General features: G+C 68.2%; 13 protein-coding genes and 1 tRNA gene. 10 read left to right on the forward strand and 4 right to left on the reverse strand.

The features are described from left to right. Positions 1 to 3: 3 nt before the first annotated feature. From EXU32_RS06505 to EXU32_RS06535, 7 genes are all read left to right on the forward strand, one after another. Complete coding sequence (locus EXU32_RS06505) at positions 4 to 927, forward strand: segregation and condensation protein A (RefSeq protein ID WP_431603052.1); 924 nt, start codon at positions 4 to 6, stop codon at positions 925 to 927. Then, complete coding sequence (gene scpB / locus EXU32_RS06510) at positions 920 to 1,597, forward strand: SMC-Scp complex subunit ScpB (RefSeq protein WP_242612911.1); 678 nt, start codon at positions 920 to 922, stop codon at positions 1,595 to 1,597. The genes EXU32_RS06505 and scpB overlap by 8 nt, the downstream gene beginning before the upstream one ends. Beyond that, entirely contained in the window at positions 1,594 to 2,505 is a 912-nt protein-coding gene (locus EXU32_RS06515) for a pseudouridine synthase (protein WP_130629162.1), read from the forward strand. The genes scpB and EXU32_RS06515 overlap by 4 nt, the downstream gene beginning before the upstream one ends. Continuing rightward, on the forward strand, positions 2,502 to 3,626 hold the full coding sequence (locus EXU32_RS06520) for a prephenate dehydrogenase (RefSeq protein WP_130629163.1): 1,125 nt from the start codon (positions 2,502 to 2,504) through the stop codon (positions 3,624 to 3,626). The genes EXU32_RS06515 and EXU32_RS06520 overlap by 4 nt, the downstream gene beginning before the upstream one ends. Before the next feature lie 22 nt (positions 3,627 to 3,648). Then, positions 3,649 to 4,347, forward strand: a complete 699-nt coding sequence (gene cmk, locus EXU32_RS06525; RefSeq protein ID WP_130629164.1) for a (d)CMP kinase — start codon at positions 3,649 to 3,651, stop codon at positions 4,345 to 4,347. A gap of 49 nt (positions 4,348 to 4,396) precedes the next feature. Further along, positions 4,397 to 5,917, forward strand: a complete 1,521-nt coding sequence (der, locus tag EXU32_RS06530) for a ribosome biogenesis GTPase Der (protein WP_431603062.1) — start codon at positions 4,397 to 4,399, stop codon at positions 5,915 to 5,917. A gap of 390 nt (positions 5,918 to 6,307) precedes the next feature. Continuing rightward, a tRNA-Pro gene (locus EXU32_RS06535) sits at positions 6,308 to 6,381 on the forward strand. A 234-nt stretch (positions 6,382 to 6,615) separates the two neighbouring features. Here EXU32_RS06535 and EXU32_RS06540 read toward each other — a convergent pair. From EXU32_RS06540 to EXU32_RS06555, 4 genes are read right to left on the reverse strand one after another with little or no spacing between them, the layout of a single operon-like run. Continuing rightward, on the reverse strand, positions 6,616 to 7,806 hold the full coding sequence (locus EXU32_RS06540; protein WP_165399597.1) for a tyrosine-type recombinase/integrase: 1,191 nt from the start codon (positions 7,804 to 7,806) through the stop codon (positions 6,616 to 6,618). Next, positions 7,799 to 8,017, reverse strand: coding sequence for a helix-turn-helix domain-containing protein (locus EXU32_RS06545; RefSeq protein WP_130629166.1), 219 nt, complete (start codon positions 8,015 to 8,017; stop codon positions 7,799 to 7,801). Before EXU32_RS06545 ends, EXU32_RS06540 begins: the two co-directional genes overlap by 8 nt. Then, positions 7,995 to 8,588, reverse strand: a complete 594-nt coding sequence (locus tag EXU32_RS06550) for a hypothetical protein (RefSeq protein ID WP_130629167.1) — start codon at positions 8,586 to 8,588, stop codon at positions 7,995 to 7,997. The genes EXU32_RS06545 and EXU32_RS06550 overlap by 23 nt, the downstream gene beginning before the upstream one ends. An 11-nt stretch (positions 8,589 to 8,599) precedes the next feature. Next, complete coding sequence (locus EXU32_RS06555; protein WP_130629168.1) at positions 8,600 to 9,076, reverse strand: single-stranded DNA-binding protein; 477 nt, start codon at positions 9,074 to 9,076, stop codon at positions 8,600 to 8,602. 212 nt (positions 9,077 to 9,288) lie between these two features. Between EXU32_RS06555 and EXU32_RS06560 the strand changes: the two genes are divergently transcribed. The 3 genes from EXU32_RS06560 to EXU32_RS06570 are packed head-to-tail and all read left to right on the forward strand — an operon-like array spanning position 9,289 to position 12,331. Continuing rightward, the gene (locus tag EXU32_RS06560) at positions 9,289 to 9,903 is read left to right on the forward strand and encodes a TetR/AcrR family transcriptional regulator (RefSeq protein WP_165399598.1); all 615 of its coding nucleotides are present in this window, start codon (positions 9,289 to 9,291) and stop codon (positions 9,901 to 9,903) included. After that, a complete protein-coding gene (locus EXU32_RS06565) occupies positions 9,900 to 10,655 on the forward strand; it encodes an ABC transporter ATP-binding protein (protein ID WP_130629170.1) in 756 nt (251 codons plus the stop codon). Before EXU32_RS06560 ends, EXU32_RS06565 begins: the two co-directional genes overlap by 4 nt. Continuing rightward, positions 10,652 to 12,331 (forward strand): hypothetical protein, encoded by a 1,680-nt coding sequence (locus EXU32_RS06570; protein ID WP_130629171.1) that lies wholly within the window; start codon positions 10,652 to 10,654, stop codon positions 12,329 to 12,331. Before EXU32_RS06565 ends, EXU32_RS06570 begins: the two co-directional genes overlap by 4 nt. Positions 12,332 to 12,373: the final 42 nt, after the last annotated feature.

Consider the following 12,373-nt stretch of genomic DNA (forward strand, 5'->3'; position numbering starts at 1 on the left):
ACCGTGGAGGCCCCCGCGGCCACTGCGCCCACCCCTTCGCCCGTCACCCCCTCCACCGAGGCCACCGTCCCCGGTGGAGTCATCACCAAGCGCGGGGCCGAGCAGGCCTTCACGGTGCACCTCGACAACTTCGAGGGGCCCTTCGACCTGCTGCTCGGCCTGATCAGCAAGCACCAGCTGGACATCACCGAGATCGCGCTGGCCAAGGTCACCGACGAGTTCATGGTGCACCTGCGGGCGCTGCAGGCCAGCGAGCCCTCCTGGGACCTGGGCCAGACGAGCGAGTTCCTCCTCGTCGCCGCGACCCTGCTCGACATCAAGGCCTCCAGGCTGCTGCCCAACACCGGCGACGGTGACGAGGAGGACCTCGAGCTGATCGAGGCCCGCGACCTGCTCTTCGCCCGCCTCATGCAGTACCGCGCCTTCAAGGACGTCGCCGCCCAGTTCGGTGAGACCCTCGCGAGCACCGGACGGATGACGCCACGGCAGGCCGGGTTGGAGCCGCACCTGGCCGCGCTCCTGCCCGAGCTCGTCATGAGCATCACCCCCGAGCAGCTGGCGATGATCGCCGCCCGCGCCCTCACCCCCAAGGAGCCCGAGACCGTCGGGCTCACCCACCTGCACGCCCCCGCCGTCAGTGTGCGGGAGCAGGCCGTCATCGTCGTCGACCGGCTCCGTGCCGAGGGCGCGCTGTCCTTCCGGTCGTTGGTGCGCGACGCCGGCACGACCCTCGTCGTCGTCGCCCGCTTCCTCGCCCTGCTCGAGCTCTTCCGCGACAAGCAGGTCACCTTCGACCAGCCGGAGGCCCTCGGGGACCTCGAGGTCAGCTGGACCGGCAGCCAGGAGGGCACCGTGGACGTCGGTGCCGAGTTCGACGAAGGGGAGCCCGCGCCCCCTTCGTCCGAGGAGAAGAAGTCCGATGAGTGAGCCCAGGACCCACACCGAGCCACTGACCGAGCCGGACCCACCGACCGAGCTGGACCCGTCGGCCGACCCGCAGACCGAGGGCGACGACGTCCAGGTGGCCTTCGACGTCGGCGAGCTGCCCGGCGGTGCCCGTGCGGCCATCGAGGCCGTGCTGATGATCGTCGAGGAGCCGGTCACCGACCACGCACTCGCGTCCGCCCTCGAGCTGCCCGTCGAGGAGATCCGCGAGCACCTCGGCGCCCTGGAGAGCCACTACGCCGACGGCCAGCACGGCTTCACCGTGCGCAACGTCGGCGGCGGCTGGCGCTTCTACAGCCACCACGCCTACGCGCCGGTCGTCGAGCGCTTCGTCATCGACGGCCAGCAGTCCAAGTTGACGACCGCGTCCCTGGAGACGCTGGCCGTGGTCGCCTACCGCCAGCCGATCGCCCGGGGTCGGATCAGCGCCATCCGAGGGGTGAGCGTCGACGGCGTCGTGCGCACGCTGCTCACCCGCGGCCTGATCGTCGAGGTCACCAAGGACGAGGAGTCCAACGCGACCCTCTACGGGACCACCCCCTACTTCCTGGAGCGGATGGGCCTGAACTCGCTCGACGACCTGCCGCCCATCGCCCCTTACCTGCCCGATGCAACAGTGCTCGACGAACTCATGAATGAGGCCCGCCCATGACCCCTCCCCAGAACCGCCGTCCCGGAGGCCCCCAGGGCGCAGGCCGGGGCAAGGGACCCAAGAAGCCGCCCCGTCCCGGCCGCCGCAACCAGCCGGACCGGGGGACCACCGGCCGTAGCCGCAGCGGTCAGGCCGACCTGGCTCCGCAGCCCCCGCAGGCCGCTCCGATCGACATCCACGACCCCGAGGGCACCCGCCTGCAGAAGGTCCTGGCCGCGGCCGGCATCGGCTCCCGACGTGCCTGCGAGCTGCTCATCAGCGAGGGCCGGGTCGAGGTCGACGGTCAGGTCGTGCGCGAGCTCGGCGTGCGGGTGGACCCCATCCGCCAGACCGTGCACGTCGACGGCGAGCGCGTCCACCTCGACGAGTCCCGCGTCTACCTCGCCTTCAACAAGCCCACCGGTGTCGTGACGACGATGTCCGACGAGCTGGGTCGGCTGAGCATCGGCGACTACGTCGCCGGTCGCCCGGAGCGCCTCTTCCACGTGGGTCGCCTCGACGCCGACACCGAGGGCCTGCTCATCCTCACCAACGACGGTGACCTCGCGCATCGGCTGCAGCACCCCGCGCACGGAGTGCTCAAGACCTACATCGCCGAGATCCCGGGCCCGGTGCCGCGGGACCTGGGCAAGCAGCTGCGTGAGGGCGTCATGCTCGAGGACGGCCCGGTGAAGGTCGACTCCTTCAAGGTCGTCGACTCGCGTCCGGGCAAGGCGATGGTCGAGGTGATCCTCCACGAGGGGCGCAAGCACATCGTGCGTCGGATGCTCGAGCACGTCGGCCACCCGGTCCAGACCCTGGTGCGTGTCCAGGTGGGCCCGATCACGCTCGGCTCGACCAAGTCCGGTCGGTGGCGCAACCTGAGTCGTCAGGAGATCAGCGACCTGTACAAGGCCGCGGGGCTGTGACCAGCTCCGTCGAGGCGGAGGGCGCGGCTGCCTCCCTTCCTCCCGTGCACGTCATCGGGACCGGGCTCATCGGGGCCAGCATCGGTCTGGCCCTCACGGGGGCCGGCGCCGACGTGACGCTGGAGGACCAGTCGGAGACCTCCGTCGCCCTCGCCCGCGACCTGGGTGCCGGACGGATCACCGGCCCGGTGGAGCCGGGGATCGTCGTCGTCGCGGCGCCACCCGACGTCGCGCCACGCCTCGTCCTCGCCGCCCTCGAGCGGTGGCCAGAAGCGGTGGTCACCGAGGTCGCCTCCGTCAAGCAGGTCATCCTCGCCGACCTCGTGCGCGCCGGCGTGCCGCTCGATCGCTACGTGGGCAGCCACCCGATGGCCGGGCGGGAGCGCTCCGGCGCGATCAGTGCCCGGGCCGACCTCTTCGAGGGACGGGCCTGGGTGCTCTGCCCGCACGAAGGGAGCGACCCCGCGGCCACGCGACTCGTCACGACCCTGGCGCAGGCCACCGGTGCGGCCGTCACGACGCTGACCGCCGCGGACCACGACGCCGCCGTCGCCGCCGTCTCGCACGTCCCGCAGCTGGCCGCCTCCCTCGTGGCCGCCCGCCTGGAGCACCTGAGCGACCAGGCCATCGGCCTGGCGGGCCAGGGAGTGCGGGATGTCACGCGGATCGCTGCGAGCGACCCCGGTCTGTGGACCCAGATCCTCTCCGGCAACGCCGGAGCGGTCGCCGACGTGCTGCGCGCCATGTCCGTGGACCTCGTCGGGGTCGTGGAGGCGCTCGACGCCCTGGCGCAGGAGGCGCACGTCGCCGATGCGCCGGGGGCACGGGCGGTCCTGGCGCGGCGCATCGCCGACGGCAACGCCGGGCACGCCCGGATCCCGGGCAAGCACGGCGCGCCGCCGGCCGCCTACGCCGTCGTGCGGGTCGTCGTCGACGACCGCCCCGGGGAGCTGGCGCGGCTGCTCGTCGAGATCGGCGAGGAGGGCGTCAACCTCGAGGAGCTGCGCCTCGACCACGGCCTCGGTCTACCCTTCGGGCTCGCCGAGGTGTCGGTTCTCCCGGCCGCGGCGGGACCCCTGAGCGAGGCCCTGCGCGCCCGTGGGTGGCAGATCCACTCCTGAGCGGCGACTAGGCTGCTGCATCATGACCAGCGAGCCCACCCCCTTCGTCATCGGTATCGACGGGCCCTCTGGGTCCGGCAAGTCGAGCGTCTCGCGCGCCGTGGCCAGTCGCCTCGGCGCGGGCTACCTCGACACCGGGGCGATGTACCGGGCGCTCACGTGGTGGTGCCGGCACACCGAGGTCGACCTCGGTGACGCCGCGGCGATCACCCGAGCCGCACTCGAGCTGCCGCTGACCATCGGCGACGACCCCGAGGCCCCGACGGTCCTCGTCGACGGCACCGACGTCGCCGAGGCCATCCGCACCAGCGAGATCTCGTCACTCGTGTCGACCATCGCGACCGTCCCCGACGTGCGGGTGGAGATGCAGCGACGCCAGCGCGCGCTCATCGAGGACATCGCCGACCGGCACGGTGCGTGCGTGGCCGAGGGGCGTGACGTCACGACCGTCATCGCTCCGGACGCGCCCGTGCGCATCCTCCTCACCGCGAGCGAGGAGGCCCGCCTGCGGCGCCGCTCGCTCGAGGTCCACGGTGCCAGCGACCAGGCCGCCATCGAGGCCACCCGCGACCAGGTCGTGCGTCGGGACCGCGACGACTCCACCGTCTCGCAGTTCACCGAGGCTGCCGAGGGCGTCAGCGTCGTCGACACCTCCGACCTCGACTTCGAGGGATCGGTCGCGGCCGTCATGGCGATCGTCGACGCCGCTCGCACGCGCTGACCGAGCCTCCTTCGTCTCACTGCGGCCGAGGCCGCCCATGGCTGCGACAATGGCCATGACCACCGACATACCAGGAGCACCGTTGAACACCACCCCTGAACCCACTGAGCCCAACGGGACGGATGACCCGGCGCTGGCCGAGGGCGTCGAGCGGGTGCTGCGTGCCGGGCTCGAGGACTTCGACCTGACCCCCGAGGACCGGGCGCTCATCGACGGCTTCCAGCCGGAGGATGACGAGGTCGTCACCGGCCCGCTGCCGATCGTGGCGATCGTCGGCCGGCCCAATGTCGGCAAGTCGACCTTCGTCAACCGCGTGCTGCGGCGCCGTGAGGCCGTCGTCGAGGACACGCCCGGCGTGACCCGCGACCGGGTGGCCTACGACGCCGAGTGGTCGGGTCGGCGCTTCACCCTGCTCGACACCGGTGGCTGGGAGATCGGCGCCGAGGGCATCAACCTGCGGGTCGCCGAGCAGGCCGAGGTCGCCATCGACATGGCCGACGTCGTCGTCTTCGTCGTAGACGCGATCGTCGGTGCCACCGATGACGACGAGGCCGTCGTCAAGCTGCTGCGGCGGTCGGGCAAGCCCGTCATCCTCGTGGCCAACAAGGTGGACGACCAGCGCTTCGAGCCCGACGCGGCCGCGCTGTGGAACCTCGGGCTCGGGATGCCCTACCCGGTGTCGTCACTGCACGGCCGGGGGAGTGGCGACGTCCTGGACGCCGTCCTCGACGTCATGCCTGCCGTCTCGGCCAGTGGTGGCGCCGTCGCCGAAGGGGGACCCCGTCGCGTCGCGCTCATCGGCCGGCCCAATGTCGGCAAGTCCAGCATGCTCAACCAGCTCGCCGGTGAGGAGCGGGTCGTCGTCGACAACGTCGCCGGGACCACCCGTGACCCCGTCGACGAGATCATCGAGCTGGGTGGCCGGCAGTGGCGCTTCGTCGACACCGCCGGCATCCGTCGCCGGGTGCACCAGACCAAGGGCGCCGACTTCTACGCCTCGCTGCGCACCCAGGCCGCGTTGGAGAAGGCCGAGGTCGCCGTCGTCCTCATCGACACCCACGAGCCGATCGCCGAGCAGGACCTGCGGATCATCACCCAGGTCGTCGAGAGCGGCCGAGCGCTGGTCATCGCCTACAACAAGTGGGACCTGCTGGACGAGGAGCGGCGCTTCTACCTCGAGCGTGAGATCGGACGCGACCTCGTCCAGGTCACCTGGGCTCCGCGGGTCAACATCTCGGCACTGACCGGGCGGCACGTCGACCGGCTCACCCCGGCCCTCGACACCGCCTTGAACTCGTGGGACAGCCGGGTGCCGACCTCGCGTCTGAACTCCGTGCTCGGTGAGATCGCGTCCTCCCACCCGCACCCGGTGCGCGGTGGCAAGCAGCCCCGCATCCTCTTCGCGACCCAGGCCTCGACCCGCCCGCCGCGGTTCGTCATCTTCGCCTCCGGCTTCATCGAGGCCGGCTACCGGCGCTTCCTGGAGCGTCGTCTGCGTGAGGAGTTCGGCTTCGAGGGGACGCCGATCGAGATCAGCGTGCGGGTGCGGGAGAAGCGCGGCCGCCGCTGAGCGAGCTGCTCAGAGGGTGGAGCTCTCCATGGCGGAGGACAGCCACCACGTGGACGTGATCAGGAGACTGACCTCGATCAGGACCACCACCAGGACCCTCACCCATGAATACCTGCGCGGCCAGGTGGGCGAGGCCGGCCCCGACCAACCAGATGATGAGGCCGACGACCACGCCGATGATCGCCGCGCTGGTCCTCGGCGGGGGTGTCCCGCCACGTCAGGGCAGGCGACAGGCCCACGTCGTGGGGTCGATTCGGTGACTGCCGCTGACGTGGGTTAAAGTGACGATCGCTCCTGCGGGAGCAGCCACGGGCTGTGGCGCAGCTTGGTAGCGCACTTGACTGGGGGTCAGGTGAGTTGAAGCGGCAAGATGGCTCGAAAACTAAACAACGGGATGTGGCGCAGCTTGGTAGCGCACTTGACTGGGGGTCAAGGGGTCGCAGGTTCAAATCCTGTCATCCCGACAAAAAGCCCTGGTGAGAGGCAACTTTCACCAGGGCTTCGTCGTTTCTGGATGTGGTCACTGGCTGGTCCACTCGCTCGATCTGTTCGAGCCTTCCGCTGACTAAGTGGACCAATCCAGTTCGGGCTCGTCGCCCGTGGGGTGCACCAATAGGTGCCCATGAGGTGGACCAGAATCCGGGCAGGCCGAAGCTCCGGCCCCTTCTGGAAGGGTCGGAGCGGCTGTTCAGCGGTGGTCATAGGTGGGGTCCGTCGCGGCGGGCTGGGTCCCTTCTGGTGGGTGCTGCGGAGAGGAACTGGTTGGCCTGCCTGGCGGCTTCGGCGAGGTGCCGGTGGTCGGGGTGCAGGTAGCCCTTGGTGGTCTCGATCGACTGGTGCCCGAGGATCTCTTGGAGCACATGGAGCGCGATGCCGGCGTCGGCCATCCAGGTTGCTCCGGTGTGGCGGAGCCCGTGGCGGGTGAGGTTGTCGAAGCCGAGCTTTGCCACGAGGTCGTCCCAGTGGGTGGCGTCGCGGACCGTCGCTGTAGTGAGGACGCCGCCGCGCGGCCCCCGCAGGAGCGGGTCGTCGGGCTCTTTCTCAGCGGTTAGACGTTCGAGAACGGGTTCGAGAGCGTCAAGCATCGGGACCGGGCGGTCTCGGCGACCCTTGGTCTGTTTGATGACGAGACCGCCTCTGCCGGGGTAGTGCTGGCGTCTGATCCAGACGATGTGGTTGTCCCAGTCCACGTCACCTGCCCGAAGTCCTGCGACTTCGGAGCCGCGGGCTGCCAGGAGGGCGGCCAGCATGACGTGATCGGAGTAGGACTGGTGCACTTCCCCACAGGCGGCCGCGAGGTTCTGCAACGTGGGGAGGTCCGGGAGCGCGTACTGTCGGAGCGCTCCGGTGGTCTGGGTGACGTGTTTGCCGAGGTTCCGGCGGGCGCGGTGCTTGGCGGGGTTGATCGAGATGATGTCGTCGCGAACGGCTTCGTCCAGGACCCGGACGAGTGGCGCGATGGAGTTCTTGATCGTCGAGGCGGAGTGCTCGGTCTCCCAGGTGTCGATGGTGCGGTCGATCATTCCGGCGGTGATCTTCGCGACTCGGATGTGCCCGAGCGCTGGCAGGACGCGAAGCCGGAGACCGGTGTCGTACAGCTCGGCGGTGGAGGTGGGGTCGAGGCCGCGCTGCCACCTCTCGCCGATCGAGGCCACGTAGTCGGCCAGCGTTACCGTGGTGTCGTTGCCGGTTTCGGTCGCCGCCCGCATCTGCTCGAAGAACTCCTCAACCTCCTCCGCAGTTCTTACATGGCTGACACGGCCGACTCGCTTATGACTTGAGGGGTCGGTCCAGCGCACGCGAGCCCGATACCCGTCGACGCGACGCTCGACGTCAGTGGTGAGTTTCACTCCAACCGGCGGCATACGGCGGTTGCGTGGATCAGCCATGAGTCTGCTCGTTCGCTTCGACCCAGGCACGCACCGACGACGGGTTGTAGCGGGAGATGCCGCCGATCTGGAGGAACGGTGGCCCAACTTTCTCCCTGCGCCAACGCGAGAGCGTGGCTTGGGAGACATTCAAGAACTCGGCGACGTCCCTGGCACACCATAGCGTTTCGACGTTGCCGATGCGGTCGTCAATCCTCGGTTGGATGTTCATCGTCAAGACTCGCGTAGAACTCATCCTCAGCCGCCTGCCGTCTGGCGACGTCGGTGGCCACGAACGCTTCGAAGTCTGCCGAGCGGTCTGTGAGCACGACATCATCGATTGCGGGTCCAGGTTCCTCACCAGGCCAGGTGGTCTGCCGGGTGGGGCGATCACGATCCAGGCGGGTCCCGGAAGCGGCAACCCAGTCGCGAAGCCGTTGCCGTGTGTCAGCAAAGTCCCGGTGCCACCCGAGAGGTGCGGACCCGTTCTGGTCGGGGTCGTAAGCGCAGAGCCAATGCAGATGCAGTGCCGACAGTTCCCACAGCAGTTCAGGGTGTCGGTACCAGAACGGTGGGATCACCGATGTTGGGAGGCCGTATGTGCGACGGAGCCAGTGGACCCATTGGTCGAGTTCGATCCATTCGGCGCCGGCTTCGTCCGCGGTGAGCAGGTTCCAGTTCACCGGATGGGGCGGCTCGGCGATCAGTCCGGTGTCGACCAGCGGGTGCTCGCCGTAGTCGTCCTCATTGAGGTGGCGCGGCTCTGGTTCGTCAAACTCTGGAGCCTCAGCGATGTCCTCCATGACTGGACTCCTCACAACCCAATCGCGGGCCCGTTGTCGGGGGATGTCCGTCGCGCGCCTGCATGTTCAGGGGCGGACCGGTCGACGGGCCCTCGGGTCGGAGCGACTTGTTCGACGGCGTCCGGGGCACGTCGTGTGCGGTCGACTTCGTAGGTGGTGCGAGCGAGGTCGTGACCGATCTTCTTGGCGACGAACTCTTCAACGTCGGTGCTCTGCCCGTCGCGCTCGCTCTTGTAGGGGTGGATGTATCCCTCGGCGACGAAGCTGTCGCCCTTGGCGAATCGTTCATGGGCTCGCTCGGCGGTGGCGCGGAACGCGACGAGGTCGTGGAACGTCGGCTCCAGTCGGGTGAATGTCCCGTCGTCTTCCCGACGGAAGTGTTCCTGCCCGATCCGCGCATAGAACCGCGCTTCACCCTTGGAGGTGTAGTTGAGCTGCGGATCGGACGCGATGAAACCTGAGATGGACTGCTGAGTGCGGATAGCCATTGGGCTCTCCTCCTGGCGTTCGTGGCGACCGCCGGCGCGGGGTCGCTCGTATGAGACAGGTGCACAGCGGCGTCCACTCGTCGTGGAGACGTGCGGTGCGAAACGCCCGGCTTCCGCACTAATCGTTGTGTTCCGACGTAAGCAGCCTCGGACAGGTTGCGTCATTGCTGGCATTGATGCCAAACTATTGGCTTAGATGTCAGGGGGCTTGCATGGACACCGCGCGCAGAGCGACTCTTACGCAAGAGGTACGCCGCCACCGGATCATTGAGGCCGCGATCGACTGTCTCGCTCGCGATGGATGGCACGGCACCACGCTGGCCACGATTGCTTCGGAAGCTGGCATCAGTCGCGGATTGATCTCGTATCACTTCGCCGGGCGCGATGACTTGTATGAGGCTGTGCTTGAAACCGTGGTGGCTACGGTCTTCGCGGATGGCTCCGCGGAGATGCAGCAGGGAATCGACGACGCGCCAAACGCAGCCGCCAAGCTGCAGGCGTACATCGAGGGCAATCTTCGGTTCATCGGCGCGCATCGCCGAGAGATGGCTGCTCTCGGGCAAGTGATGCCGAACTTGCGGGGCAAAGATGGTGCTCTGCACGCCAGTCCCGATGCGGAGGAGCCGATCATCGCCGGTACCGCGCTGCTTTTCGAGTACGGGTTGAGCACGGGCGAATTCCGGACGGTCGATGCTCGTCTGACCGCCTACACGTTGCGCCGCTGCATCGACGGTGCCGCGTTGAAGATTGTTGCCGACCCCGATTTCGACATCGACGCCTACGCCCGCGAACTGACGACCTTCTTCCTCCAAGGAGTCCAGGCATGACTACGGAAATCGCCCCGGCTGTTCAACTGCGCGGGCTCACCAAGCGCTTCGGCGACCACGTCGCCGTCGACGGGATCGACCTGACGGTGCCCGCGGGCACGTTCTACGGCATCGTGGGCCCAAACGGTGCCGGCAAGTCGACGACACTTCTGATGATCGCCGGGCTGCTCGCCCCAGACTCGGGTTCCGTTACGGTCGCGGGAATGGATGCTGCGAAAGATCGCGATCAGGTCCTCGGTGCGCTGGGGGTCATGATGGAGGGCCTGTCCCTCCCGGAGCGACTGACCGGCGCGGAACTTCTCGACTACACCGCCCGCCTGCGCAGGATCGGCGAGGGATGGCCGGAGCGCGCCACCGATCTCCTGGAGATTTTAGAGCTCGACCGAGCCCCCTCCACTCTGATCGTGGACTACTCGACTGGGATGCGAAAGAAGATCGGGCTCGCTGTGGCTCTGCTCCACCGGCCCAGCGTGTTAGTGCTCGATGAGCCCTTCGAGGCAATCGACCCGGTATCCGCACGGGCCATCGAAGGCCTGCTCGACCAATTCGTCGCGGGAGGCGGCACTGTGCTGCTGTCTAGCCACCTCATGGATGTCGTGGAGCGCACCTGCGAACGCGTGGCGCTGATCAAGAACGGCCGCATCCTGACCGAGGGCACCGTCGACGAGGTCAGAGCGGGCCGCACCCTGAACGAGACGTTCGTCGATCTCGTCGGCGCACCCGTGCAACGTGAGATCAGGTGGCTCGCGTGAGCATGAGTGCAACGTTCGCGTCGATGCGATGGACGATCATCCGGCATGGCCCACACGACGAGCGTGGCTTCGGCCTCGTCGTCGGCCTCGTCGCAGCATCTGGGGTCATCGTGCTCGCAGCCCTCGGACTCTCCGGTGCGCTGCATCCGAGTTGGCTTACCGTCGGAATCTTCTTCTTCGGGGTCACTTGGCTTCTCGGCCCGATCCTTGTTCCAGGATCGTCACCGACCCTTGACCCGCAGTGGTTCCGGACACTGCCCAGGCGACCACGCAGAATCGCGCGTGAGCTTGCGCCGAGCGAGGCGATCAGTGTCGGAACGGTCATAACTGCGGTCGCGCTGAGCAGCTTCATTGTTGTCGCCGCCCTCCACGGACCGGTGGCCGTTATCGTCGCGACGCTGGCGGTGGCATTGCAGTTGGTCTTCTTGCTATGGCTCGGACGATGCGCTGCTGCTGTGGTCGCCGGCTTGCTCCGCTCGACAGCCGGGACCTGGATGGCGGCGGTGCAGATGTCAGTACTCCTCGCGATCTCCTTCGCCGGCTGGGTCCCCATCGCAGCCGTGGTGCTGCCCAACCTCGGTGAGGGAGGAACGGAACTCATCACCCCGTCAATAGCGGGCGCGGTCCCCATCGGGATCGAGCGCGTGCTGCTCTCCTTGCCGACCGGATGGGGTCTCGCCGCGGTGCTCGCCGCGACCAGCTCCGCCCCGCTCATCACCGTGGCCATGCCCTTGCTGGGACTCCTCGTGGGCGTGCTCGTGCTCCGTAGTCTCTGGATCGGGCTGACGGCTCGGGTATTGCGCCACCCCCCGGCCCGAACGAAGAGCAACGTCATCGCACGGTCCACCGCATCCTCACGGAGACCACGAACCGGCGGGCCGACACGGGCCGTGATGACCCGCGAGATCAAGACCTGGTTCCGGGACCCGCACCGCAGACTGGGCATGATCCATGCCTGGATCACGCCACTGTTCATGGTCGCACTCGTCGCGCCGACAAGTTGGTCGTGGGCGCTTCCCTTCATCGGGATCATGGCCGCCGTGCTCGGCGCGATGGTCGCTGTTAACACCTATGCCCTCGACGGCACCGCACTCTGGCAACTCCTCACCACGCCAGGCGCGATCAGCGCCGACGTGCGCGGCCGACAGCTCGCCTGGCTGCTGCTGTTCGGCATCCCCACACTCGCTCTGACACTCGCGCTCTGCCTCATTAGCCAGTCGCCCCTGTCAGCGATCGCGTTCGGAATGACCGTCGCCGCAATCGGTGCAGCGTGTGGAAGTGCACCCTTGTTGGGCGTGCTCATGCCCGCAATCGGGGCGGACGCGCGCGACCGCGTCTCCTCAACCAGCCGCACCGGCAACCCCGCCGGCGCGCAATACACAGCCTTCGCCGCTGTCGTCGCGGCCGCCCTGGTGCCTGCGCTCCTGATCAACCTCATCGGCGCGGAACTGCTGTGGGTAGTGAACACCATCGCCGGGGTAGTCGTCAGTGCAGGGGCAGTAACCGGATTGGCTGTTCTGACGCGCTCGCGCCTGCGACGCTCGGGACCCGCCCTACTCGGTGCGATGGAATCCGGCGACATCTCCCAACTCCGAAACCGACCGTCCACATCGAAGTCGGCGCGTCGATCGCAGTGCGCCTCGCAAACCGGCCCGTTCATAGGCGGCCGTTCATGAAGTAGTCGACGCTGTCGTCGTCGGGCTCACAGTCGTCGTTAC

The organism is Janibacter limosus, from assembly GCF_004295485.1.
Lineage (GTDB): Bacteria > Actinomycetota > Actinomycetes > Actinomycetales > Dermatophilaceae > Janibacter > Janibacter limosus_A.